The organism is Mariniflexile sp., from assembly GCF_052728615.1.
Genome location: NZ_JBFVFE010000009.1, coordinates 13,274 through 39,688 on the forward strand (window position 1 = coordinate 13,274; position 26,415 = coordinate 39,688).

Consider the following 26,415-nt stretch of genomic DNA (forward strand, 5'->3'; position numbering starts at 1 on the left):
AAAGTGCGCTATCCTATGAATTATTAGCTGATACTGTTTTCAAATCATTATTAGGTTATACTTTAATATTATTTTCAATAGATAGTTCTTAATCTATATTTCTTACGCATCTGATAAAATTGTACACATAACGAACATCGCCTTGTGGACCAAAATTATCAGGAAAATTTGCTGAAGCACCAGATTTTGGATCATTACGTTGCGCTCCGGCACCATGCACATCCATTAGACTACCATTCATTACGCCTTGCGCTTTTCCAAAACAGAAATATACTGCATCGCTATACGGATTTGGTCCATCTTTTAATATTGAACTTGACCAATAATAACCATACTGCCCTGAATTACCATCGGTATCAATGATTGGGGTGCAAGAGAACAAGGGATCGATTGCTGGTGAAGAAGTGGTTGACGGGCTTCGCGTATAATCCACAATACTCTGTAATTCTTTAGCGTTCGGCATTCTCCAGTCATCATGACCGGCAAGAGTAAGTGACTCTGCGTAGTCTAGTGCATTTTCCCAGTCGTAAGTACTTCCGTTATCAGCCTGTTGCCACATTAAACCTGTTGCATTATCTGTAATTGTTCCATCACCATTATCTGTAAAGTTGTTTTTGCCATAAGATTCGTTACCTCTCACCATTCTAAAATACATAGTATTAGGGGAACCAGTTGCTGGCTTGTATTTAGGGTATGCTTTTAATCTACCATCAACAAAATTATAACCAAAAATAGCTTCATCTCCATTCATTATACGTCCCACATATTGTGTTTTGGACCATGTTTGTCCATCTATTTCTCTTTCGCCTATAGACTCATCTCCAATAGGTTGTTCGAAGTATTTTGTATCAATGAACATATTTACAGAATCATCGCCAAAACATTGGCCTGTAAACTGAGCTAATGAATAAAGCTCTTTTATAGTAGGTATTCTCCAGTCTGTATGCCCACCCAAATTTATAGTTTCTACTAATGCTATAGCTGCATCATAGGACATTTTGCTTCCCATATCTTGTTGCCACATTAAGCCAGTTACATTATCGGTAACCGTTCCGTTACCATTATCGGTGTACGATGATTGATTTCCTGAGTAGGTCGCATCTTGTCCGTAATAAGACTGTCCTACAGTTGGGTTTGTTATTAAAGCAATATCACTGTAAAACTCAGAAACATTGGTATCAACAATTGGGTAAGTTAGATTAGTTGTTGTAACCACAACTGGAGCATCAACTTCTATTTCTGAGTCGTCTTTACTACATGAAAAAAATGCAATTGTAAGTAGTAGTATTGCCGAAAATTTAATGTGTTTAATATTCATAATAGTTGTTTTTATTTATTTATAATAGTCAAATTTACTTAGAGCAGGTTTTAAATAGAAATGGTATCAATGGAAAGCAGGATTAAATCAATGAAATGCTATATTTAAGAAAAATCAAAGCATTATTCTTTTATTGTTCTCACACATCGTACAAAGTTGCACACATATCGAACATCTCCTTGAGGACCAAAAAACTGAGGATAGCTGTTTTCATTTCCACTTTTAGGATCGCTTCTTTGACAGCCTGCTCCATGGACATCCATCAATGTTCCTCTCATTTTTCCTTGTCCTTCGCCAAATGCAATATACGCCGCACTAGCAAATGGATTTCTACCATCTAAATGGGTTGTGCTTGTCCAAAAGAATGGGTATTGTCCCGTTTTCCCATCCGGATCCTTTATTTCTGTTGTGTTAAAGATGGGGTCTATTGCTGGGGAGTTTGTTGTTTGAGGCGATCTGGAGTAATCAACAATACTTTGTAATTCTTTTGCATTAGGTAAGCGCCAATCGGAATGGCTTGCTAGTTCCATATTTTCGGCATACGCTAAAGACGCTTCCCAATCTCGTCCTTTGCCATCATCAGCTTTTTGCCACATCAATCCCGTAGCATAATCACTTATTGTACCATCTCTATTATCAATAAAATTATTTTTCCCATATGTAGTGTTGCCTCTTACTAAACGGAAATACATGGTGTTTTCATCACCCGTTTTAGGCTTATATTTAGGATATCCTTTAATTCGTCCATCAACAAAATTGACGCCAAAAACAGTTTCATCCTTTCTCATTGTACGCCCTACATATTCTGTTGCGGACCAAGTTTGCGCATCAATCTCACGTTCACCAATACTTGTATTTCCAAGTGGTTGATTAAAATATTTTGTATCAATAAACTTATCTATAGAAACAGCACCTTTTACTTTACCTGTAAATAAGATGAGTGAATACAATTCTTTTATCGTTGGCACTCGCCAATCTGTATGTCCTCCGAGATTTGATTTTTGAGCTTTTGCAAAGGCTTGCTTAAAAGTTAATTTAACCCCCATATCCTTCTCCCATACCAAGCCTGTAACAAGGTCAGTAATTGTACCGTCGTTATTATCTGTGTAAGACGGTTGATTGCCGGTATATGTTGCATCTTGCCCGTAATAGGCTTGCCCCTTGGTGGGTGCTGTTATTAGTGTCTCATCGTTATAAAACGCTTTCACCCCTGTATCTACAATGGGATAAGTAGATTGACCTTTTGCTACTAAAATAACTGACACAAATATACCAAGTGCCATAAATAGTTTTTTGCTATAATTTATCATCTCTTTGATTTAAATATTAACTTACTACAAAGAACTTAAAGTCATGAATCAAAAAAAAGCATTATCAATGGAAGGCAGCATTTAATCAATAGAACCTTAGTTGTAAAAATTATTACTAATAAATTCCTTAAATTGATTAAGGTAAGTATCGCTCACTACAATGAATCTTTTGTCACTGTAAATAATTCTGTTACGTTCTACTGTAACAATATGATTGAGGTTAACAATGAAGGAGCGGTGAATACGCATAAAATTGCCCTTGGGTACTACTTCTTCGATATTTTTAAGTCGAATTAATGTTTTTACAGGCTCACCACTATTTATTAAATAAATATAGACGTACTCTTTTTGAGCTTCAAGATATTCGATGTCGTTAAAATTGATCCGAATATGCTTTGCCCCTGATTTAATAAACAGATAATCGCCTGTCTTTTTTATTTCTGTTTTAAGAAGCCTCTCTTTTTTTATAAGAACTTCCGCTTTGGTTGATGCCAACAAGAAATCTTGGTATTCAATTGGTTTTAGCAAATAATCTACCGCATTTACCTTATAGCCTTCTATGGCATAATCACTATAAGCTGTAGTGAAAATTATTTTGGGAGGATTTTCGAGTGATTTGGCCAATTCCATACCACTTAGGTCTGGCATATTGATATCCAAAAATAGTAAATCTACTTCATTGTTTTTTAGGTACTCCTTTACCAAGGTGGCATTAGAAAATTTTGCAGAAAGTTGCAGAAAGGGAGTTTTCTCAATATAAGAAACAATCTGTCTAAGTGCCAGAGGTTCATCGTCTACTGCTATACATGTTATCATATAGGTATCTTTATAGTTGAAATAAATACATTTTCTTGTTCAGTATGCGTAAAAGTGTAATTCGTGTTGTAAAGTAATTTGAGGCGCTTTTCAGTGTTTTCTATACCTATCCCAGACTGTTGTGTGGTTTTTATTTTTTTATGCACGCTGTTAGAGACACTAAATTCAAGTTCGTTATTATGAATAAGTAAACTAATATGAACGAATGATTTTTTCTCATAACTTATTCCATACTTAAATGCATTTTCGAGAATATTCGTAAAAAGTAATGGAGGAATAGTAATATCGGGTAGTTGTTCTGGTGAATTGAATTGAATATCTACCTCTTCGCAAAAGCGCAATTTCATAAGTTCAATATAACTGTTGATGAAATTTATTTCTTTAACTAAAGCAGTTGGGGTTTCGTCAGATTCGTATAAAAGATGACGCATTAATACCGAAAGTTTGGCAATAGAACTTTTTGCTTCTTTAGTGTCGAAATCAACTAGTGAATGAATATTATTGAGCGTATTCATTAAAAAATGTGGACTAATTTGATTTCGTAGAAAAGCTAATTCATTTTTAATGTTTTCTTTTTCTATCTCGGCTTTTTGCTGTAGTGCTTGCGCCCATTTTACAGAAAGTTTCATTCCAGTATCAAAACCTACAAATAAAATGGATAATAATATAAGGTTTATATAGGGCGGTGTTGTAGACATAGGAGTTTCTTCCTTTCCAGTCATTCTTTGTTTTAGGGCTTTGTTAGAATCAGGAAACTGCAGTAAAGCCTCTCCATGTGAGGGAGGTGTTTGTTGCGGATTTAACTGTTTTCGGATGGTTATAGAACCTAGTACGGTTAGTGCAATTAATAGGGTTGCAAAAAGTAGATAAAAAGACGGGCGCGATTTAAACAAAAACAGGGGAATTAAAATATATCTGTTTATGCAAAAGATAATAAACAATGGTAAGTAATCAAACCAAATATTAAAAATTATTTTCCAGTTTATCGTGTCTTTATTAATCCACTGAAAGAATAGTGGTGCGGTAAATAGTAACCCCCAAAAGGATGAAATAAAAATTAACTCAAAACTCTTTGAATTTCGTTTGTCTAAGAACTCCAGATTCATAAATGCTTTTTTTAAGCTCTATTAAGATTCGGTAAAACTGCAAATATTATAGTTAGCATTCAAATATTTTCAATAGAAACACTGTTTGAGTCAATAAAAACTATTTGTCAAATTTTAAGGTGTCCTAAGAAGGGAGGGAATCTATCTCTACAAAAAAACAGTAATTTTTTAAGATAGATAATAGTAAAAACATCATTTAATCCATAATGGGCCGATTAGTTTGGTTAATCGGCTCATTATTTTATGCGTTTTTGAGTCATTTATATAATTAAAAGTCAATTTAAAGTAATTGAACGTATGCTTGAAGAAGGACCAAAAGGATTTGAAGGAGGTCTGACTGCTAAAAAATATTCGGGTTACCTAAACATCTAAACCAACAGCTACAAGGGATTTACAAAAATTAGTGGAGTTAAAAGTTTTCAAAGTTGAAGGAGATGGACGAAATACATCTTATTACATTAATTTTTGAGTATAGGAAGCAAATCAAACTCGATTTAAAAAGTATATTAGCTTCTAATAGAAAAAGCAAATTTGTTAGATAGATACTATAATAATATTAAAAGAAATCAAAAGTTTACACCATTTTTACAGCCCGAAGTCTCTAAGGCACTGTTTTTAAAGGATTGTTACTTATTGTATTGGGTTATGTGAACAACCTTAATTAAAAAATTGTTGTAATTTTTACTTTTTTCTACCGGAGATTTGACTTAAGACACTCATCCTATTGTCTAATATCCTCAAAATCATCTAATCCAATTTTACAATTTTATAACATAAAATTGAACATCAATACAGATTTTGTACAGATTTTCATTTTATGTTTGAAAAACTTTCTTTAACTAATAAAACAAATGAAAAAAACAACTAAACTTACCAAGCATTTAATTTATGGCATATTTCTTTTCATGTCTTTACTATCTTTCCAAAAAGTATCTTCACAAGAAAGAGCCGTAATAAAAGGAATAGTTACAGATACAGAACTAAAAGGACCACTACCCGGAGCAAACATAATTGTTGTTGGAACATCAAATGGTGCTACAACAGATTTTAATGGCGGGTATACGCTTTTTGTTTCTTCTGGTAAATTTGAAATTGAAGTTAGCTACATAGGGAATAAAACGAAAAAAATAACTGTTGAAATTGCTGCAGGGGAAACCAAAACTGTAAATATAGAGTTAGAGCCAGAAGCGATGGCATTAGATCAAGTGGTCTTGACTGGTTCACTTGATGGCCAGCGTAAGGCACTGAATCAACAAAAATCTGCAGATAATTTAAAAAATGTCGTTTCTGCCGATGAAATGGGGAAATTCCCTGATCAGAACTCGGCAGAATCTTTGCAAAGAGTTTCCGGTGTGAATCTACAAAGAGATGAAGGAGATGGGCGTTTTGTTTTAGTACGTGGTTTAGCGCCACAATTTACCAATATTAGTGTTAACGGCGAGCAAATACCATCACCAGAAGGGGGCTTTAGGTCTGTGGCATTAGATGCAATCCCTTCAAACCAATTAGCGTCTTTAGAGGTCAGTAAATCTATTACACCCGATATGGATGGAGATGCTATTGGAGGATCGATCAACTTAACCACCCCTATGGCTACCAAAAGAAAATTAACCATTAGTGGGGCGGCGGCTTTAGAGTATAATGATGGCTCTGAAAAAACAACGGGTCAAGGTAATATATCTGTAAGTAAACGATCTGAAAATGGTAAATTTGGTTTTATAGTAAATGGTAGTTATGCCGGTAGCCAAAAGGCTACTGATAGATATGGATTTGATGGTTGGGGTGATGCTGGTACTAATGATGTTGAGCAAGTAGAAATTTCAGATTACGAAATTGAAAGAAACCGCTATGGGGCAAGTACGACTTTAGATTATAAAGGAGAGAAAACGAACGTTTATGCCCGAGTGTTATATAGTGAATTAAAGGAGGTTGAATTACGGCGTAGAATAGTCTTAGAAGCCCAAGAAGATGAAGGCGATATAGAATATGTTTATTCTAAAGAGCTTAAAGACAGGCAAGAAAACCAAGGGATATTTAGCTTGAATTTAGGAGGGGTTACAATATCTCCCAATGTGAAATTTGATTATGAATTTTCATATTCGGAAGCATGGCAAGACACTCCGAGAAACAATCAATATGTATTCGAAAACGAAGGCTCTGCTTTTGAATTTGATTTGTCAGACAGATTAAGCCCGAAACTAATTAGTTTTGATGGGTCACCAGCGAGTAGTAATCCACTGACAGACAATAGTATATTAGAATTTAAAGAAATGGAACAAGAAAGCACCAGAGCAGATGACAGAAACATTACACTAAAAACGAATATAGCGATGCCTTTTAAAGTTTCTGATAACACAGGCGAAATAAAGTTTGGCGGTAAAATGCGTTTTAAAGACAAAGAGTTTGATGTGAGATCTTTCAGTTTATATGAGTACGATGGTGATTTAACATTAAATAACTTTTCAGATGGCTTTGTTGGTAATGGATTTATGGACAACGAATTTAATACGACATTGGGAGCATTTCCTTCTCCAAGTGCCTTTAGTAGTTTCTTTAATTCAAATTTTAGTGATTTTGAAGAAGACACTGCCGCGTCAATTGAAGAGACTATTTCTCAAGAATACATTGTCTCTGAAGATGTATATTCAACTTATGCTATGGGTAAAATTAATTTTGGTAAATTAATGTTACTTAGTGGATTGAGATACGAATTAACAAAATTCAGATACGCGTCAGGAATATATGACGAAGAGGAGGAAGCTGCAATTAAAACAAACGGTACTTCAAAATATGATTACTTGTTACCAATGGTGCATTTAAAATACAACTTTAGTGATAACACCATTTTAAGAGCATCAGCAACACAAAGTTATTCTCGACCAAACTTTCAAGATTTAGCACAAGGAGCCGTATTTAACTCCGCAGATTTGGAAGCTTCAATTTCAAATCCAGACCTTGTCCCAGTAGAAGCCATTAATTTAGACTTATTTGGAGAACACTATTTTGGCACAATAGGTCTGTTAAGTGGTGGTGTGTTTTATAAAAAACTTGACAATTTTATATACCAAACGACCATCGACCGAACATTTAGAGGCATACCAGATGTAGAAGTTACACAAGCTGTTAATGGAGATACTGCTGATTTATTAGGTTTTGAAATAGGTTATCAACAAAAACTGACTTTTCTACCAGGATTTTTAAAAGGCTTTGTAGTATATGCCAATTATACGTATACAGAATCTAAAGCAGAAGTTACAAATTTTACCGAAAGTGATGAGGAAGCTGTAGAGATTGATTTGCCAGGGCAAGCTAAACATATCGGTAATGCGGCTTTAGGCTATAACAAGGGTGGGTTTGATGCAAGGCTATCACTAAATTTTAATGGAGCTTTCACAAGCGAATTTGATGGCGGTGATGCAATTCGAATAGACAATAGAGTTCAAATTGATTTTTCAGCAAGTCAAACCTTTGCTAAAAAACGTATGACTGTCTATATGGAACTTGTTAACTTAAACGACGAAAATCAAATTGAGCTTTATAACAATTTGGCAACTCCAAAAGAAAGACAACGTTATGGTAGTTGGGGAAGACTCGGGGTAAGATTCAATTTTTAATTAATTGTTTGGTTTGAACCTTTAGAATTTTCAATAATGAGATACATCAAAAAAAGTTTAATTGTACTTTCACTAATAAGTGTTTTGGGAGTTGCTATTAGTTGCTCTTCTTTAAGAGAGGTTCAAGTAAATTCTTCTAAATTAAGTGAGAGTGTTTATGCTGTAACAGATAGCTTAGTTGTTTGGGATGATGCACTCCATTTTTTAGTCATTGGAGATTGGGGAAGAAAAGGAGACTACCATCAACAAGATGTGGCCAACAGAATGGACGAAGCAGCTAAACGGATGGATGCCGAATTTGTTATAGCATTAGGAGATAATTTCTATCCAAATGGTGTAGCAAGTATTGATGACCCTAACTGGATGTTTTCTTATGAAAATGTTTATAAAGGGTATCATCTTGAAATCCCTTGGCATGTAGTTTTGGGTAATCATGATTACAGAGGAAACCCTCAGGCACAAGTAGATTATACCAATAAAAGTCAACGATGGAATATGCCATCACGATATTTTGACTATGAGTTTACAGATGAAGAAACAGGATTATATGTTCATTTTTTATTTTTGGACACATGTCCACTTGAAAAGAAATATTATACTGAAGATGCCTATGCTAATGTTAAGACTCAAGATTCTACGAAACAGATAAAATGGTTGGACAGTCTTATGATCTCCAAGCCAAAAGCAGATTGGACTATTTTTTCAGGTCATCATCCATTATATTCTGGAGGAAAACGGATTGAGGACACAGAACAAATAAGAAATTCACTCCAGCCCATTTTAAAGAGGAGCAACGCCGATGTTTATTTTGCAGGGCATGAGCACGATTTACAATATATTAAGCCTGAAGGCAGGACCCATCATTTTATTTCCGGTGCAGGTTCAGAAGTTAGAAGAACAGGAATGATAGAAGGTATGTCAAAATTTGCAGCTTCTGTTCAGGGCTTTATGGCGGTTTCAATAACTAAAGAACACATGTTGGTGCAGGTCATAAATTATAAAGGAAATATAATTTACACCACTGAAATTAAAAAAGAATAAAGATTGATTATTTGAGTTTGCAATTAAGAGGTTAGATGTGTGTCTAACCTTTTTTTTCTTTTCTTATTGCTTATAAAGGTCGAAATATTTTAATATCTTTCTGATAAACATATCATTAAAAAACAGGAGTTAATACAGACTACAATGAAACTATTAATTATAGAAGATGAGCAGGAAGTTCAAGATGATTTAATTGAATTTCTTAAAGGGGAAAAATTTTTATGTGAGGCTGTATCCACTGCATCTATTGCCAAAGAAAAAGTATATATGCATGATTATGATGCCATCATTTTAGATATAGGTCTTCCAGATGGCAGCGGACTTGAGGTTTTAGAATATCTAAAAAAAATAAATAAAGACACCGGGGTCATTATTTTAAGCGCTCGTGGTTCAATAGATGATAAAATTTCGGGTTTAAATCTTGGAGCTGATGACTATCTTACAAAACCTTTCGATTTTAACGAATTGAATGCAAGAATAAAATCAATAATTAGAAGGAAACACTTTCATGGAAGTAATAATATAGATTTTGGAGATATTGTAATAAATACAGACTCGCATGAAGTTAACGTAAACAATCAATTAATTATCCTAACCCAAAAAGAATATCAATTGTTACTTTTTTTAATCAGTAATGAAAACCGGGTCATAACAAAAGAGTCAATTGTTGAACATTTATGGGGAGATGATACAGACATGTTCGATTCTTTCGATTTCATTTATAGCCACATAAAAAACTTGAGAAAGAAAATTGTCAATGCTGGCGGTAACGATTACCTCTCCACAATTTATGGCGTGGGGTATAAATTCCAAAGAACTTGAAATTATTAGTTAAAACATCATTGTATTATGCCATCGCTTCGTTACTATTCTTTACCGTAGCCGGTTTTATTATTCTCTTTAACTTTAATGATGTTATTGATAATGATATAAATGACTTTCTTATCAATAGAGAAGAAATTGCTACCACACAAATTGTCAATGATATTCCTGTTGCAGCATTGAACAACTATGAGCAAATAATCAAGATTGTAAAGAACAAAAAAGAAATTGACAATTTAATATTCAAAGACACTATAGTATATGATATTATAGATGATGCATTCCATTCGTACAGAAAATTGAATGTCATTCGAAAAATAGGACCCACCTTTTACGACATTACCATATTCAAGTCATTAATAGAATCAAACCTGTTGATAACTGAGATACTAAAACCGATGTTATTCGTTTTTTTAGGGCTTCTTATATTTCTTATTCTTGGTAACTTGATTATTTCAAGAGGTTTATGGAAACCATTTAAAAAGACACTTATCACTTTAGAAAATTATGAATTAGGAAGCACAAAATCTATAGAATTCAGTGAGACAAAAACGCAAGAATTTAATCAGCTAAATACTATGTTAAATAGTATGATAAAGAAAATTCACTATGATTATTTGAACCTTAAAGAATTTACCGAGAATGCCGCACACGAAATCCAAACACCTTTAGCCATTATTCGCAATAAATGTGAAATATTATTACAGTCGGAAAAACTTAGCGACAATGAATTGAAGCACACTAAATCCATATACAATAGTTGCTTAAGATTGTCAAAAATAAACCATGGCCTTACATTGCTTGCCAAGATTGAATCTGGTGCTTATGATAATTCAAATAAAATAAATATTACAAATGTATTAAAGAATCAAGTTGAACATTATATAGAAGCTGTTGAACTCAACCAGCTATCTATTAAAACAGAATTAAAACAACAAATACATTTTAATATTAACCCAGATCTCATAGAGATTTTAATATCAAATTTGATAAGAAACGCCATTAAACATAATATTTCAAATGGCTCAATACAGATTATAACCTCAAAAAATAGTATCAGATTTTCAAATAGCGGTAATAAATCTCAGATTGATACTAATCAATTTAAAAGGTTTAATAAATCAAATAAGAATTCTTTAGGTTTAGGTCTCTCTATCATCAGCAAAATTTGTTTATTAAATAATATTCAGCTTAAATATACCTATGAGAACGGCTTACATAATTTTGACTTGAATTTTTAATTTTCAAGACAGATTATCTACAGATTTAACCTATAGTTTTACATAATCACAAAATAAATGAAGCAGTTAATTTCAATAATAGTAATAGGGTTCATGTTTTGTTCATGTAATGAACAAACATTGCCAAGAGCGGTTCAAATTCAATTCTTAGAATTAGAGCCATCAGCCCACAATATAGATTGGAGTTTAAATAAACATTTATATAGAGCGTATTACACGCTAGATGAACACAAATACACGTCTTATTTTGATAAAGACGGAAACTGGCTAGAAACTGAATCTGAAATTGATAGAAGTGAACTTCCAGTAGAGATTTTAAACACAGTAACTGAAAAATTAAACGATTATACAATTATCGATATTGAGCTAGTAAAAACAGCGGATAATAAAATATTGTACGAAATAGACCTTCAGAAAGGTGATAAAATTTACGATATACTTTTTAACGAAGCAGGAAAAATTTTAAGAAAGAAGATTTAACATTATGAGAAGAACACATCCAACAAACAGTTTTTTAAGTTTAATAAGCGTATTGTTAATAAGCGCTTGTGGATCAAAACCAACAATTTCAGAGAATGCTATAAAACCTAAAATCATTACACAGGCTGTAAAACATGATACTGATGATCCAGCCATTTGGGTAAATGAAAAAGACCCTTCCAAAAGTTTAATACTTGGGACCGATAAAAATGAGGACGGTGCCTTATATGTTTTCGATTTAAAAGGGAACATCATTGAAGATAAGACGGTTAGAGGTTTAAAACGACCAAACAATGTTGACATTGAGGAGTTTGAAATGGGCGATGAAGAATTCTCCATTGCTGTGGTTACAGAAAGGTTAACGAATAAACTTAGGATTTTCAGGCTACCGGAAATGACGCCGATTGATAACGGTGGTATCGAAGTTTTCGTAGGAGAAGAACAACGAGACCCAATGGGAATCTCATTGTATAAAAATGCCGACGACAATGTATATGCATTTGTTGGGAGAAAATCTGGACCTAAGGATGGTTATATTTGGCAATATCTACTAAAAGGAGATGATAAAGGAAACATTGTTGCGGAAAAAGTAAGAGCCTTTGGTAAATATAGTGGAATTAAGGAAGTTGAAGCAATAGTTGTAGATGATGATTTAGGTTATGTGTATTATTCTGATGAAGGTGTAGGTGTACGAAAATATTATGCTGATATAGATAAAGGTGATGAAGAACTCGCTCTTTTTGCAACGGAAGGCTTTACTAAAGATCATGAAGGTTTAAGTATATACCCAACAGACGTTGGTACGGGTTATATTATAGTTTCAGATCAAAGTGCCAATAAATTTCAATTATTTTCAAGAGAAGGAACCAAAGAAAATCCTCATAGTCATAAATTAATAAAATCTATTGATGTTTCAACGAATAATAGTGATGGGTCTGAAGTAACAAATGCTTCATTGGGAGATTTATTTCCTAAAGGAATGTTCGTCGCAATGTCTGACGATAAAACCTTTCAGTTATATGCTTGGGAAGATATTGCTGGAGACGATTTAATTATTGCTCCCGATGGTTTACCAGAGCATACTAAAAATGCCATCCAACCAAAATATATTACAGATAAAGTGGTGTTCGATTCTGATGATCCGGCAATTTGGATTAATAAAAATGATCCCTCAAAAAGTATCATTTTAGGTACAGATAAAGAAGATGGTGGTGGCTTATACGCTTTCGATTTACAAGGAAAAATTATTAAAGATAAATGTGTGCTTAACCTTGATAGACCAAACAATGTTGATATTGCTTATGATTTTAATTTAGGAGGAAAAAAGGTTGATATAGCCGTAACCACTGAAAGAAGTAAAAACCAACTACGTGTATTTAGTTTACCAGATATGAAACCGATAGATGGCGGCGGGCTACCAGTGTTTGTTGATAGAGATATAAAGGACCCGATGGGAATTGCACTATATACCAATCCAAAAGACGGCGCTATTTATGCCATTGTCGGTCCAAAAGATGGTCCATCTACAGGATATTTAACACAATATAGAATAGATAATGCAGGCAGAGGGAACGTTAAGTTAACTAAAATACGAGATTTTGGAAACTATAGTGGTGTTAAGGAAATTGAAGCTATAGCTGTAGATAATGAATTAGGTTATGTGTATTATTCTGATGAAGCATTTGGAGTTCGAAAATATTATGCAGACCCTGCTAAAGGTGATGAGGAACTGGCTTTATTTGGTACTAAAGATTTTGGTAGAGATATTGAAGGGATTAGTATCTACAAAATGGATGATGGTACCGGTTATATTTTAATATCAGATCAACAACAAAATACATTTAATGTGTTTCCTCGTGAAGGTTCCCAAGATGATCCACATAATCATAAATTAATAAAATCTATTGAATTAATGACTCTGGAAAGTGATGGTTCTGAGGTGACTTCGGTTAACCTAGGTCCAGAATATCCAAGTGGTATGTTTGTAGGAATGTCTACAGATAAAACATATCATATTTATGATTGGAGAGATATTGCAGGAAACGATTTAAAATCAAGATAATCAGTTGGGGGGTTCCCCCATTAAAAACAATTTAAATTATGCGTATTATTTATAGATACACAGTTATAGTATTAATACTTTTTTGCTTTAACCCTAACGGTTTTGCGCAAAGTCAATCATCTGAGGAGAAAACAAAGTTAGTTGTAGGTATTATTGTCGATCAAATGAGAGCGGAATATTTATATAGATTTCAAGATAAATTTTCTAATGATGGATTTAAACGATTGATGAATGAAGGGTTTAATTTTAAAAATACACATTACAATTACATTCCAACCAAAACAGCTCCAGGGCATGCATCTGTATATACAGGAACAACCCCTAAATACCATGGTATTATAGCTAATTCATGGTATGATAGAGTATTAAAAAAGGAAGTTAATAATGTTGATGACTATAGTACGCATGCAATTGGTGGTACCGAGTCTAGCGGACAACGTTCACCTCATAAAATGTTAGCAACAACAATTACTGATGAATTGCAATTATCAAACATAGGTAGATCTAAAGTTATCAGTATTTCTTTAAAAGACAGAGGTGCTATTTTACCAGGAGGCCATATGTCAGATGGTTCCTACTGGTATGATACTTCTACGGGAAATTTTATTACGAGTAGCTATTTTAAAAAAGAACTTCCTATATGGGTTGAAAAATTCAATAAACAGGGGCATGTAAAATCATTATTAAAAAATGGTTGGCATACGTTAGTACCAATTGAGACCTATAAAGAAAGTACTACAGATGAACAAGCTTATGAGAAAGTCTTTGATCATAAGACTAACGCCTCTTTCCCCTATGAATTTAAAGGACTATCGAATAAAGATCAATATGAAATATTTCAGGAAACACCTTTTGGAAATACAATAGTGGCAATGATGGCTTATGAAGCACTTGAAAACGAGAAATTAGGACAAAGCACAGAAACAGATTTTTTAGCCATTAGCTTTTCAAGTACAGATAAAGTAGGGCATGCATTTGGACCATATTCCATTGAAGTAGAAGATACTTATTTAAGATTAGATCAAGATATCGCTTCATTATTAGATGACTTGGATAAACAGGTAGGTAAAGGAAATTACACTGTGTTTTTAACAGCAGATCATGCCGCAACAGATGTACCCCAATATTTAATTAATAATAAAATACCTGCAGGTTATATTGATACAGATATTATGTTGAACAAAGTTAATACACGTTTAGCGGAAGTTTTTAAAGTGAATAATTTGATAGAAATCATGTCCAACGGGCAGTTGTATTTCGATTTAGAAGCTATAAAAACAAATGGACTTGATTTTAATAAAGTTTTAGAAGAAAGCAAAAAAGAACTATTAACCATGGAAGGTGTGTTTCAAGTATTATTGCGACCCGATCTTGAAAAAATGGAGTTTTCAAATGAACATAAGGGGATGGTACAGCGTGGTTTTCATTTAAAACGATCAGGAGACATTGTGGTTTTATTTGACCCTTCTTGGACTGAAAAAAGGGAATATGGTACAGAACATAGTACGGGTTATAGCTATGATACTCACGTACCATTATTATGGTATGGGCATGGAATTCGAAAAGGGTTTTCTGTAAAAAAATATAGTATAACTGATATAGCGCCTACATTATCTATGTTATTAAACATTAAATTCCCTAATGCTTGTACAGGTGAACCTATTACCGAATTATTTGAAAATTAAATGAGAGTATCAGCAAAGTATTTATTTGAAAAGGCATACGGTAAATTCTGTATTCCAGCAATAAATATTTCAAACCCAGAACAAGTACATGGATTGTTTTCTGCAGCTCAAAAGTTTCAGGCACCTTTTATTGTGCAAACAACACCGGCAGCTAGAGAATATGCACATCCAACAATGCTGTTAAATTATATAAAAGCCGCTGCGAAAATATATCCAGATGTGGTATATGCAGTCCATATAGATCATGGATTTGAGTCTCATATATATGATGCAATTAATTCGGGGGAATACACATCTGTAATGATCGATGCATCACATGACACAATAGAAAAAAATATCGAGCGTACAAAAGCAATTATTGCATTAGCACATCCAAAAAATATATCTGTAGAAGCAGAATTAGGGGTATTAAGCGGTGTTGAGGATGATCTGGATATTGACGAGGAAAACGCGCTATATACAGACCCTTCTGATGTTGAATATTTTGTAAAAAAAACAAATTGCGATAGTCTAGCAGTTGCTGTAGGTACAAGTCACGGAGCTTATAAGTTTTCTGGAGGCAAAGGGTTGAGGTTTGATTTGTTAGAAGAAATACAAATCAAACTACCAAAATTCCCAATAGTATTACATGGTGCTTCAACGGTAGATTTAGAAGAGGTGAAAAGGATAAATAATGCTGGTGGAGGTTTGCAAAATAATGCTAAAGGTGTAAGTGAAGACGAAGTGAAAAGAGCCATTTCTTATGGTGTCTGTAAATTAAATATTGCTACAGATTTAAGATTGTTATGGCTACGTATTTTTAGAGAATTTTTTAGAGATCATAATGGGGAATGGGATCATTTGAAACCAGGAAAACAATACATGCAGGAAATAGAGCATCTTTTAGAACAAAAATTTAAAATGCTGGGAAATAAAGGAAAAGCTCATTTATACAAATAATTAAGAATAAAAAAATGATAAAACTTGGAATAGCACCGATAGGCTGGACAAACGACGATATGCCTGAATTAGGAGGTGATATCACCTTTGAGCAATGCATTAGCGAAATGGCTCTAGCTGGTTATGCAGGTTGTGAAGTTGGCAATAAATACCCAACCCACGATCGGGTATTATTAAAGGACTATTTAGATATCAGAGGACTTACAATTTGCAACCAATGGTTTAGTTACGAGTTTAGTACAAAACCCTTTGAAGACGTGAAGGATGCTTTTATAAAACAAGCAGATTTTTTGAGTTATATGGGTGCTAAAGTCATTGGGGGCGCCGAATGCGGGAATACCATTCATGGTAATTATTACATGCCATTAACGAATCGAAAAACTGCAACAAACAAAGATTGGTCTGCCTTAACAAAAGGACTGAATGAATTAGGGAAAGTAGCCCATGATAACTTTGGAATGAAACTTTCTTATCATCATCACATGGGAACCATGGTAGAAAGTATGGATGAGGTAGATCGCTTATTAAATGAGACTGACGAACGTTATGTATCACTAAATTATGATTGCGGACATTTCTATTTTGCCAATGAAGATCCTCATGCTGCTTTAAAAAAATTCATGTCAAGAACATCACATATTCATTTAAAAGATGTAAGAAATAGCGTGAAAGAACGTGCGTATAAAGACCAGTTAAGTTTTCTAAAAGCAGTTAAACTTGGCGTTTATACTGTGCCAGGTGATGGCGATTTAGATTTAAAACCTATAGCAGATACAATCCATAAAAGTAATTATAAAGGATGGGTTGTTGTTGAAGCAGAACAAGATCCTTCTATTGCAAACCCTTTTGAATATGCGAAAAAAGGATATGAGTATTTAACAAAAGAGTTGAAATTCTAAAATGAAAAAATTAAACATAGGTATCGTAGGGTTAGGAAGGTTAGGTAAGGATTATGCTAAAAACATAGCATTTTCTGTATTGAATGCCAACCTTATCGCAGCCTGTAGCTTATTGGATGAAGAATTGGAGTATGCTAAAAATGTTTTAGGGGTACAAAATCTATATCGATCCTATGAAGAAATGCTTACCAATTCTCAAATGGATGCGGTTGTAATCGTAACGCCCACAAACCACCATGCAGATCAGATAATTAAAGCTGTAGAGGCTGGGTATCATGTGTTTTGTGAAAAGCCTTTGGCAATCAATTTAGAGGATTGCTATAGGGTTGAACAGGTTGTTGAAGCGTATCCAAAATTGATTACAATGCTTGGTTTTGTAAGACGGTACGACACAAGTTATGCAGATGCCAAAAAAAAGTTGAACGAAGGTTTGGTTGGAAAACCATTCTTTGTGCGTTCACAAACTGTAGATAAAGACGTATTTGCGCCATTTCAAATTGAATTTTGCACCACAGGCGGCGGTATTTTCCATGATTTTAATGTACATGATATTGATTTGGTTCATTGGTATTTAGAAGCAAATATTACAAAAGTATGGTCGCTTGGCGGAGCCTATAGATTTAAAGAATTTGAAGAAGCTGGTGACGCTGATAATACATTTGCAATGTGCGAATTGGACAATGGTACCACGGCAATTCTAGGAGCGTCTCGAGTATCATCTTTTGGGCATAATACCTTAACAGAGATTTTAGCTACAGAGGGGAATTTGAAAATTGGAGATCCACCATTAAAAAACAGAGTGCAGATATCAGATAAATATGGTGTAAGACAGGAGTGTGTTGAAACCTTTTTTGAACGTTTTAAAAATGCATTCTTATTACAAATTCAAGATTTTGTTGATTGTGTTTTAGAAAATAGACAACCAGAATTAACTATGCAAAATGCAACAAAAGCAACTTTAGTCGCGACCGCATTAACAAAATCCTTTAAAGAAAATAAACTAATTCGGATACAAGATTTAGTATCTAAAAAACAGATTTAAAATGAAACTATTAATAAAACCTCAAAAAGAGTTCGGTATATATCAAAGTATAACCCCCGAAAATGCAAATTGGACATGGTTAAATTTTGAGGCACGTCTTATGAGAAAAGACGAACAATGGTCGTTTAATACCGGGGTTAATGAATTAGTGATTGTACTCTTAAGTGGTAATTTTAAGGTTGAAAGTAATAAAGGAACTTGGAAAACTATAAATGGAAGAAAGGATGTTTTTAGCGGCGTAGCCCATACGCTCTATTTATCTAGAAACACAAAATTCACATTAACAGCCCAAAGTGATATTTTAGACATAGGATACGGTTGGTGTCTCGCAGATAAGGATTTTGAACCAAAATTTGTAACCCCAGAAGAAACACCAGTTGTGATTTTTGGTGGTGATAATGCGACGCGTCAATTTAATGATTTAGTGCCACCAGGTTTTGGATGCAGTCGTATAGTTGTTAGGGAAGTTTATACGCCATCTGGGAATTGGAGTTCTTTTCCTGCACATAAACATGATGAAAGAAAACTTGATGATTTAGGAAATGTACTGGAGCCTATTCAAGAAGAAACCTATTTCTATAAGTTTGAAAAAGTCGGAGCATATGCCATACAGCAAGTTTATACAGAAGATAGAGCTTTAGATGAAATAGTAAAAGCCAAACACAACAATGTTGTAATGATTCCAAAGGGATTTCACCCTGTTGTTGCTGCCCACGGATTTAATTGTTATTACCTTAATTTTTTAGCAGGAACAGATCAGTGTTTAGCAAATACTACCGATCCTGATCACGAATGGATTTATGATTCTTGGACATCTCAAGACCCAAGGCTACCGTTAGTAACGGCAGACATGAACAAATAAAATTTATAAAAAAACTATAAATAAGATATGAAAAAGTATGACGTCATAACTTTCGGAAGGTCTTCAATCGATTTATATTCACAAAATATTGGAGCTCCTTTTAATGAAATAAAAGGATTTGATGCCTTTGTAGGTGGCTCGCCATTGAACATTGCAGTTGCTTGTGCTAGATTAGGAGTTAAAACGAGTTTGCTGACAGCTGTTGGTAATGATAAAGTAGGAGAGTTTATTGTTGATTTTTTAAATAGAGAAAAAGTCGGTACACATTGCATTCCAATAAAAAATAATTCAAGAAGTAGTGCGGTGGTTCTAGGAATTGAACCTCCTGATAAATTTCCATTGGTCTATTACCGAGATAATGCAGCAGACAGTCAAGTAAATATTGACGATGTCCAGAATGCCAATATTCAAGATTATAAAGTTTTGTTGATTAACGGCACCGCTTTAAATATTGAACCCTCTAGAAGTGCTACATTTTATGCTACTGAAATAGCCAAAAAAAAGAATGTTGATGTTGTATTGGACTTAGATTTTAGAGCCGATCAATGGCATGATTACAGAGCATTTGGTTTAACGGTAAGAGCCATTCTTCCCAAAGTAAAAATAGCCATTGGTACTGAAGAAGAAATCTTGGCAGCTACTTTAAGTGATGCGTCTCAAGTCTCAATAAAAGACCAACAGATTTCCGCTCCAGAAATCACAGGCGATATAGAAGGGTCTATCAAACAATTATTATCATCCGGAATAGAAATATTGTTGGTAAAAAGAGGGCCAGATGGTGTTAGTATTTATAAAGATGATGGTTCGAGAGAGGATGTCCCGGGTTTCATTGTTGATGTATTAAATGTTTTAGGCGCTGGAGATGCTTTTGCTGGAGGTTTTTTATACGGGTTTTTACAAGGATGGAGTTTATATAAATCTTGTCGAATGGGAAATGCTAGTGGCGCTCAAGTGGTGACCAAAAAAGGCTGCGCAAATTTTATGCCTACGTTAAATGAATCTTTAAAGTTTATTGAAGATAGAGGAGGTTTTTAAATTAAATCAAAATGAAAACAAAAAAACTAACCGTAGCACAGGCTACCATCGAATTCCTAAAAAATCAGCATGTAAAAAGGGATGGTGTTGAAATGTCATTTTTTGCAGGTTGTTTCGGAATTTTTGGACATGGCAACGTGGCAGGATTAGGAGAAGCTTTAAAACATAATCCAGACTTCAAATATTATCAATGCAGAAATGAACAAGCCATGGTGCATACAGCTGCTGCATATGCCAAAATGAAAAATCGCATGCAAACCTTTGTGTGCACAACTTCTATTGGTCCAGGAGCAACAAATATGATAACTGCTGCTGCTGGAGCCACCATCAACAGATTGCCAGTGTTATTATTGCCAGGAGATTTTTTCTCGAAGCGTACAGCATCGCCTTTACTGCAACAACTTGAAAGTAGTTTTTCTCAAGATATTTCTGCGAACGATTGTTTTAAGCCCATTTCAAAATATTGGGATCGCATTAACAGACCGGAACAATTAGCATCTGCGTTATTGGAAGCCATGCGAGTGCTGACTTCACCTGCTGAAACAGGTGCTGTAACATTGGCATTACCACATGATGTTCAAACGGAGGCTTATGATTTTCCTTCAGAATTATTCGAAAAGAGAGTATGGTATATTCCACGCCCAACTCCAGATAAATATTTAATAAGTAAAGCCGTTGAGGTTATACAGAATGCAAAAAAACCCATGCTTATTGCGGGTGGCGGCGTCTTATATTCTGAAGCCGAAAACATCTTAAAAGAATTTGCTGAAAGCACAGGCATACCTGTGGCAGAAACCTATGCGGGCAAAGGAACATTGCACTATCAGCACCCATTAAATTTAGGGGCTGTAGGAGGCACAGGCACAAAAGGCGCCAATGAGATAGCAGCCGAAGCGGATGTTGTTATTGGCGTTGGAACACGTTATGGGGATTTTATGTCTGCATCAAAATCCGCATGGCAAAACCCAGATGTTACTTTCATCAATATAAATATTGCCGAAATGGACGCCTTTAAACATAGTGCCATTCCATTACAAGGTGATGCCAAAGCAACTTTAGAAATTCTACAAGAAGCTTTGAGAAATTATAAAACGGACGCTTCATATACAGAACGCGTGAAAACGTATAATGAGGAATGGGATAAAATTGTAACAGCAGCCTACGAACCTGTAGATGAAAATCATCCTGTACAATCAGAATATATAGGGGCGTTAAACAATTTTGTTGATGACAAAGATGTCGTCTTATGTGCTGCAGGCAGTTTGCCAGGCGATCTGCATAAGTTATGGCGAACGAAGAATCCAAAAGGCTTTCATTTAGAATATGGGAATTCTTGTATGGGATACGAAATTCCTGGAGGATTAGGTGTAAAAATGGCCGATCCTGATAGAGAAGTTTATGTCATGTGTGGTGATGCTACGTATTTAATGTTGCCATCAGATTTGGTGACGACAATACAAGAAGGTTATAAAATCACCATGATTCTAATCAATAATGACGGTTATGCCAGTATTGGTGGTCTTTCAAATCATGTTGGAGGTGAAGGATTCGGAACCCATTTTAAATACAGAAATAAAGAAACAGGACAGTTGGATGGTGATTTCTTACCAGTTGATTTAGCCAAAAATGCCGAAAGTCTTGGAGCTATTGTATATAAACCAAAAGGAATTGAAGAATACAAAGAAGCTTTAGCGAAAGCAAAAACCAATGACAGAACTACGGTCATTTACGTGGAGACTATTCGCGATAGAAAATTAGCTGGTTACGCGTACTCATGGTGGGAAGTTCCTATTCCTGAAGTCTCGATATCTGAGGATATTCAAAAAGTAAGACAACAGTACGTAGAAGACAAAAAACGTCAAAAACAATATATTAAACCTAATAAATATTAAAAAGATGGATGTATTAAAAAATTATGTAAATGGTGAATGGACATCTAGCAAATCTACAGAAGCAGTAGATGTACACAACCCTGCCAATCAAGAAGTAATTAGTAAAGTGCCTTTTGGTGAAGCAACAGCACAAGATATGAATAACGCTATTGAATTAGCTCATCAAGCTTATTTAGAGTGGAAAGAGGTGCCTACCATGCAACGTATACAGCCTTTATTTAAGCTTAAAACACTATTAGAAAATCATAAAGAAGAAATCGCAAAATTAATTACTGAAGAATGCGGTAAAACATACGGAGAATCTTTAGGAGAATTACAACGCGCTATAGAAAATGTAGAAGTAGCCTGTGGAACACATGTCATGATGCAGTCAGAATTTTCAGAGAATATCGCCAGTGGTATTGATGAATTTATGATACGCCAACCTTTAGGAGTTTCAGGGTGTATCACACCTTTTAATTTTCCAGGTATGATACCGTTTTGGTTTCTACCATATGCTATAGCTACAGGAAATGCATTTGTAATTAAGCCATCTGAAAAGGTGCCATTGACAATGCAATATGTATTTGATTTGATTGATAAAGAAATGGATTTACCAAAAGGGCTATTAAGTTTAGTTCATGGAGGAAAAGATGCTGTAGATGCGATGTTGCAACACCCAAAAGTAAAAACAATCAGCTTTGTAGGTTCTACAAATGTTGCAAGGTATATCTATTCAGAAGGTACAAAATACGGGAAAAGAGTACAAGCACAAGGAGGCGCAAAAAACCCTGTGGTCATTATGCCAGATGCGGATATAGAAATGACCACCAAAATCATTATCGATTCAGTATATGGTTGCGCAGGACAACGTTGTTTGGCAGCTTCGGTAATTATTCCTATTGGTGATCAGGGACGATTTAAAGAATCGTTGGTAGAAGCAGCCAAAGTTCATACTGTGGGTTATGGAATGGACGAATCAATTAAAATGGGTCCTGTAATTACACCCGAGAGTAAAACAAGAATAGAACAGTTAATAGGAAAGGGTGTAGATGAAGGCGCAAAATTATTGTTAGATGGAAGAAATCATAAAATTGATGGACTTGAAAAAGGAAATTTTATTGCACCAACTATTTTAAGTGATGTACCCATAGAAGGTAAAATTATTGGAACTGAAATTTTTGGACCCGTTATGAGTTTGGTTGATTTTAATGAATTAGATACGGCAATAGATTTTATTAATAAAGGAAGATATGGAAATATGGCTTGTATTTTTACTCAAGATGGATTATCAGCTCGTAAGTTCCGAAGCGAAACAATGGCAGGCAATATAGGCATAAATATAGGTGTGGCTGCACCTGTAGCAATGTTTCCTTTTTCTGGTTGGAAGGAATCTTTTTTTGGAGATTTACACGGTCAAGGACGTCATGCAATCGAATTCTTCACACAAACAAAAGTAGTAATTGAACGTTGGCCAAAAAATTGGTCCCGTCAGTTTTAATCTTAAAATAAATATCTAAAAGATGAACAAAATTAAGTTCGGTATTGCTGGGGTTGGCAGAATGGGAAGCATCCATTTAGAAAATTTGGTTACCAAGTTTCAAGATGCAGAAGTTGTTGCTATTTCAGACATAAACCCAAATACAAATGCTCTAGCTCAACAATTTGGAGTATCAAAAGTGTATATACAGTTTGAAGATTTGGTAAACGACAAAGAGGTTGAAGCTGTGGTAATTTGTTCTCCAACAGATTTTCACGCGAATCATATAATACTTGCAGCAAAAGCAGGAAAACAAATCTTTTGTGAAAAACCAATGGATTTGTCTTTAGAAACTGTAAAAGAAGTTTTAGACATTGTTGAAGAAGCAGGCGTAAAATTAATGATTGCTTTCAATAGACGTTTTGACCCCAATTTCACTAAAGTACAGCAAATGGTTTCCCAAGGAAAAGTAGGAAAACCACTAGTTGTTAAAATCACAAGTAGAGACCCAGGGCCACCACCAATTAGCTATATAAAAAGTTCAGGCGGTCTGTTTTTAGATATGGCAATTCACGATTTTGATATGGCGAGGTTTGTGGTAAATCAAGAAGTGGAAGAGGTGTATGCAACAGGAGCTGTTTTTGTCGATCCTGAAATTGGAAAGGCTGGTGATATAGATACTGCGGTGACAACACTTACGTTCAAAAACGGAACCATCGCAGTTATAGACAATTGTAGAAAAGCCGCTTATGGCTATGACCAAAGGCTTGAAGTTTTAGGGGAAAGCGGTATGTGTGGTTCAGAGAATAAATTACACGATAATCATTTTTATTATGATGCGAACGGCATTCATGGTGCATTGCCATTAGATTTTTTTATGGATAGATATGCCGACTCTTATTTTAACGAAATGAAGGCCTTTATTGAATGTCTTAAAGTGGATAAAACACCTCCAACGACGGGGCATGATGGCATCATGTCTTTGGCTATTGGATTAGCTGCAAAAAAATCACTTCAAGAAAACAGAGTGGTTAAACTGTCTGAAATATTATAACCACATAAACTATTAACTATGTATACTGTTATTTCTTTTGTAGCGTTCACGGCTTTTGTGGCTATATATTCTTGGTACAAACTTCGAAAAGAAGATTTAAGCTCACAAGATGGTTATTTTCTTGGTGGAAGAAGTTTAACAGGTGTGGTAATAGCTGGTTCAATGTTGCTTACAAATATTTCAACAGAGCATCTGATAGGTATGAATGGAGCTTCTTATAAAAATGGTTTTATCGTCATTGCATGGGAAGTGACATCAGCATTGGCTTTGGTTGCAGCAGCGATATATTTTGTTCCAAGATATTTAAAAATGGGATTGACGACTATCCCGCAATTTCTTGAAGAACGATTTGATGGGACAACCAGAACCTTGGTCGCCTTATTTTTAATGGTTTCATTCGTTGTGACCTTGTTGCCAATTGTATTGTACACCGGTGCAATTAATTTGGAGAGTATTTTTAATATTTCGGAAGTTTTAGGTGTCACACAAGAAAAAGGACTTTGGATAACAGTTGTGGCTGTGGGTTTATTGGGGTCTCTATATGCTATTTTTGGCGGTTTAAAAGCTGTTGCGGTATCAGATACAATTAATGGGGTTGGATTGTTAATTGGAGGTCTTGCCATTCCAATGATTGCATTGGTAAGTATAGGAGACGGAAATCCATTAACAGGTTTGGTTAAAGTTTATGAGCATGCGCCTGAAAAATTCAATGTCATAGGTGCAAAGGATTCCGTGCTACCTTTTGAAGTGCTTTTTACTGGATTGATTATTAATCAATTGTATTTTTGGAGTATGAATCAAACCATCATTCAGCGTGCACTTGGAGCCAAAAATTTAGTAGAAGCTCAAAAAGGACTATTATTTACAGGTGTATTGAAAATATTGGTTCCTATCATTATAATTCTGCCAGGAGTGATTGGTTTTTATTATTATGGTGACGCTTTATTTGAAAATCAAGATATGATTTATCCGGAGTTGATTAAAAAATTATTGCCAGTAGGTATGGTAGGTATCTTTGCCGCCATCGTCATGGGTGCAGTTTTGAGTACCTTTAACAGTGTTTTAAATAGTGCTGCTACTATTTTTAGTATAGATGTATATAAAAGACATATCAATAAAAAAAGTAGTGATAATAACTTGGTGAAAATTGGTAAACTCACATCTACTATTCTTGCTATTTTCGCTATCATGGTTGCTCCTTTCGTTGCCAATGCTCCAGATGGATTATATCAACTATTACAACAATTGAATGGTATCTTTTTTATTCCAATTGCATCCATTATGTTAGCTGGATTCTTTTTGAAGAAGGTATCCGCTACAGGAGCTAAAGCTTCATTATTTGTGGGGCTTACATTTTATATTTTATGCACATTTATATTTAAAGTAGATATTCATTTCGTACACATTTGGGGAATAGAATTTTTACTGAATATTGCGGTAATGCTTATTGTTTCACATTTCTATCCAGCAAATAAAGAGTTTAGCATTCAAGATTTACATATTCTTGAAATGAAACCTTGGAAATATGCAAAAGGAATGTCAATTGCTTTATGTGTCGTTACCATACTTATTTATATATTACTTGGTGCAAATTAAATCATCCCGAGATAAGCGAGTAATCCCTTTCTTGTCACGGATTATCAGCGTCATACTATACATTTTGGTGCTTAATGGTTAACTGTGCTCGTGTGGATATCCGTCAACTGAGTCAGTATTTCAATTCAAGAATAGTATTAAT

At 34.5% G+C, this 26,415-nt stretch carries 20 protein-coding genes and 1 pseudogene; 17 read left to right on the forward strand and 4 right to left on the reverse strand.

The window, feature by feature from the left end:
- Positions 1-88 precede the first annotated feature (88 nt).
- The 4 genes from ACU1LP_RS05375 to ACU1LP_RS05390 all read right to left on the reverse strand — a co-directional run bounded on the left by ACU1LP_RS05375 (position 89) and on the right by ACU1LP_RS05390 (position 4,550).
- The gene (locus tag ACU1LP_RS05375) at positions 89-1,318 is read right to left on the reverse strand and encodes an Lcl C-terminal domain-containing protein (protein ID WP_445735775.1); all 1,230 of its coding nucleotides are present in this window, start codon (positions 1,316-1,318) and stop codon (positions 89-91) included.
- A gap of 122 nt (positions 1,319-1,440) precedes the next feature.
- Positions 1,441-2,601, reverse strand: a complete 1,161-nt coding sequence (locus tag ACU1LP_RS05380; RefSeq protein WP_445735776.1) for an Lcl C-terminal domain-containing protein — start codon at positions 2,599-2,601, stop codon at positions 1,441-1,443.
- A gap of 123 nt (positions 2,602-2,724) precedes the next feature.
- Entirely contained in the window at positions 2,725-3,444 is a 720-nt protein-coding gene (locus ACU1LP_RS05385; protein WP_445735777.1) for a LytR/AlgR family response regulator transcription factor, read from the reverse strand.
- On the reverse strand, positions 3,441-4,550 hold the full coding sequence (locus ACU1LP_RS05390; protein WP_445735778.1) for a sensor histidine kinase: 1,110 nt from the start codon (positions 4,548-4,550) through the stop codon (positions 3,441-3,443). Before ACU1LP_RS05390 ends, ACU1LP_RS05385 begins: the two co-directional genes overlap by 4 nt.
- A gap of 851 nt (positions 4,551-5,401) precedes the next feature.
- On the opposite strand from ACU1LP_RS05390, the gene ACU1LP_RS05395 reads away from it, so the two are divergent.
- The 17 genes and pseudogenes from ACU1LP_RS05395 to ACU1LP_RS05475 all read left to right on the forward strand — a co-directional run bounded on the left by ACU1LP_RS05395 (position 5,402) and on the right by ACU1LP_RS05475 (position 26,273).
- Positions 5,402-8,164, forward strand: coding sequence for a TonB-dependent receptor (locus tag ACU1LP_RS05395; RefSeq protein WP_445734353.1), 2,763 nt, complete (start codon positions 5,402-5,404; stop codon positions 8,162-8,164).
- A gap of 36 nt (positions 8,165-8,200) precedes the next feature.
- The gene (locus ACU1LP_RS05400) at positions 8,201-9,205 is read left to right on the forward strand and encodes a purple acid phosphatase family protein (protein WP_445734354.1); all 1,005 of its coding nucleotides are present in this window, start codon (positions 8,201-8,203) and stop codon (positions 9,203-9,205) included.
- A 144-nt stretch (positions 9,206-9,349) separates the two neighbouring features.
- A complete protein-coding gene (locus ACU1LP_RS05405; protein ID WP_445735779.1) occupies positions 9,350-10,027 on the forward strand; it encodes a response regulator transcription factor in 678 nt (225 codons plus the stop codon).
- The gene (locus tag ACU1LP_RS05410; RefSeq protein WP_445734357.1) at positions 10,024-11,268 is read left to right on the forward strand and encodes a sensor histidine kinase; all 1,245 of its coding nucleotides are present in this window, start codon (positions 10,024-10,026) and stop codon (positions 11,266-11,268) included. Before ACU1LP_RS05405 ends, ACU1LP_RS05410 begins: the two co-directional genes overlap by 4 nt.
- Positions 11,269-11,388: 120 nt before the next feature.
- Entirely contained in the window at positions 11,389-11,748 is a 360-nt protein-coding gene (locus tag ACU1LP_RS05415; RefSeq protein ID WP_445735780.1) for a PepSY-like domain-containing protein, read from the forward strand.
- Between the two features lie 4 nt (positions 11,749-11,752).
- Positions 11,753-12,784: pseudogene (locus ACU1LP_RS05420) on the forward strand (phytase); the annotation flags it as partial.
- A gap of 87 nt (positions 12,785-12,871) precedes the next feature.
- On the forward strand, positions 12,872-13,810 hold the full coding sequence (locus ACU1LP_RS05425) for a phytase (protein WP_445735812.1): 939 nt from the start codon (positions 12,872-12,874) through the stop codon (positions 13,808-13,810).
- Positions 13,811-13,848: 38 nt separating this feature from the next.
- On the forward strand, positions 13,849-15,495 hold the full coding sequence (pafA, locus tag ACU1LP_RS05430; protein WP_445735781.1) for an alkaline phosphatase PafA: 1,647 nt from the start codon (positions 13,849-13,851) through the stop codon (positions 15,493-15,495).
- On the forward strand, positions 15,496-16,434 hold the full coding sequence (locus ACU1LP_RS05435) for a class II fructose-bisphosphate aldolase (protein WP_445735782.1): 939 nt from the start codon (positions 15,496-15,498) through the stop codon (positions 16,432-16,434).
- A 14-nt stretch (positions 16,435-16,448) separates the two neighbouring features.
- Positions 16,449-17,333: a myo-inosose-2 dehydratase gene (gene iolE / locus ACU1LP_RS05440; protein ID WP_445735783.1), complete on the forward strand. Its 885-nt coding sequence runs from the start codon at positions 16,449-16,451 to the stop codon at positions 17,331-17,333.
- Between the two features lies 1 nt (position 17,334).
- Entirely contained in the window at positions 17,335-18,375 is a 1,041-nt protein-coding gene (locus ACU1LP_RS05445) for a Gfo/Idh/MocA family oxidoreductase (RefSeq protein WP_445735784.1), read from the forward strand.
- A 1-nt stretch (position 18,376) separates the two neighbouring features.
- Positions 18,377-19,237: a 5-deoxy-glucuronate isomerase gene (gene iolB / locus ACU1LP_RS05450; RefSeq protein ID WP_445735785.1), complete on the forward strand. Its 861-nt coding sequence runs from the start codon at positions 18,377-18,379 to the stop codon at positions 19,235-19,237.
- Positions 19,238-19,264: 27 nt separating this feature from the next.
- Positions 19,265-20,272, forward strand: coding sequence for a 5-dehydro-2-deoxygluconokinase (gene iolC / locus ACU1LP_RS05455; RefSeq protein ID WP_445735786.1), 1,008 nt, complete (start codon positions 19,265-19,267; stop codon positions 20,270-20,272).
- Between the two features lie 11 nt (positions 20,273-20,283).
- Positions 20,284-22,164 (forward strand): 3D-(3,5/4)-trihydroxycyclohexane-1,2-dione acylhydrolase (decyclizing), encoded by a 1,881-nt coding sequence (iolD, locus tag ACU1LP_RS05460; protein ID WP_445735787.1) that lies wholly within the window; start codon positions 20,284-20,286, stop codon positions 22,162-22,164.
- 4 nt (positions 22,165-22,168) lie between these two features.
- On the forward strand, positions 22,169-23,644 hold the full coding sequence (locus ACU1LP_RS05465; RefSeq protein ID WP_445735788.1) for a CoA-acylating methylmalonate-semialdehyde dehydrogenase: 1,476 nt from the start codon (positions 22,169-22,171) through the stop codon (positions 23,642-23,644).
- A gap of 22 nt (positions 23,645-23,666) precedes the next feature.
- Positions 23,667-24,677, forward strand: coding sequence for an inositol 2-dehydrogenase (gene iolG / locus ACU1LP_RS05470; protein ID WP_445733640.1), 1,011 nt, complete (start codon positions 23,667-23,669; stop codon positions 24,675-24,677).
- A gap of 18 nt (positions 24,678-24,695) precedes the next feature.
- Positions 24,696-26,273 (forward strand): solute:sodium symporter family transporter, encoded by a 1,578-nt coding sequence (locus tag ACU1LP_RS05475; RefSeq protein WP_445733641.1) that lies wholly within the window; start codon positions 24,696-24,698, stop codon positions 26,271-26,273.
- Positions 26,274-26,415 lie beyond the last annotated feature (142 nt).

Bases quoted from the DNA above. Each gene is read 5' to 3' on its own strand.
- ACU1LP_RS05405 (WP_445735779.1), top strand. From the start codon at position 9,350: ATGAAACTATTAATTATAGAAGATGAGCAGGAAGTTCAAGATGATTTA.
- pafA (WP_445735781.1), top strand. From the start codon at position 13,849: ATGCGTATTATTTATAGATACACAGTTATAGTATTAATACTTTTTTGC.
- iolE (WP_445735783.1), top strand. From the start codon at position 16,449: ATGATAAAACTTGGAATAGCACCGATAGGCTGGACAAACGACGATATG.
- ACU1LP_RS05475 (WP_445733641.1), top strand. From the start codon at position 24,696: ATGTATACTGTTATTTCTTTTGTAGCGTTCACGGCTTTTGTGGCTATA.
- ACU1LP_RS05390 (WP_445735778.1), bottom strand. From the start codon at position 4,550: ATGAATCTGGAGTTCTTAGACAAACGAAATTCAAAGAGTTTTGAGTTA.
- ACU1LP_RS05395 (WP_445734353.1), top strand. From the start codon at position 5,402: ATGAAAAAAACAACTAAACTTACCAAGCATTTAATTTATGGCATATTT.
- ACU1LP_RS05400 (WP_445734354.1), top strand. From the start codon at position 8,201: ATGAGATACATCAAAAAAAGTTTAATTGTACTTTCACTAATAAGTGTT.
- iolG (WP_445733640.1), top strand. From the start codon at position 23,667: ATGAACAAAATTAAGTTCGGTATTGCTGGGGTTGGCAGAATGGGAAGC.
- ACU1LP_RS05375 (WP_445735775.1), bottom strand. From the start codon at position 1,318: ATGAATATTAAACACATTAAATTTTCGGCAATACTACTACTTACAATT.
- iolB (WP_445735785.1), top strand. From the start codon at position 18,377: ATGAAACTATTAATAAAACCTCAAAAAGAGTTCGGTATATATCAAAGT.
- ACU1LP_RS05385 (WP_445735777.1), bottom strand. From the start codon at position 3,444: ATGATAACATGTATAGCAGTAGACGATGAACCTCTGGCACTTAGACAG.
- ACU1LP_RS05445 (WP_445735784.1), top strand. From the start codon at position 17,335: ATGAAAAAATTAAACATAGGTATCGTAGGGTTAGGAAGGTTAGGTAAG.
- iolC (WP_445735786.1), top strand. From the start codon at position 19,265: ATGAAAAAGTATGACGTCATAACTTTCGGAAGGTCTTCAATCGATTTA.
- ACU1LP_RS05435 (WP_445735782.1), top strand. From the start codon at position 15,496: ATGAGAGTATCAGCAAAGTATTTATTTGAAAAGGCATACGGTAAATTC.
- ACU1LP_RS05465 (WP_445735788.1), top strand. From the start codon at position 22,169: ATGGATGTATTAAAAAATTATGTAAATGGTGAATGGACATCTAGCAAA.
- ACU1LP_RS05380 (WP_445735776.1), bottom strand. From the start codon at position 2,601: ATGGCACTTGGTATATTTGTGTCAGTTATTTTAGTAGCAAAAGGTCAA.
- iolD (WP_445735787.1), top strand. From the start codon at position 20,284: ATGAAAACAAAAAAACTAACCGTAGCACAGGCTACCATCGAATTCCTA.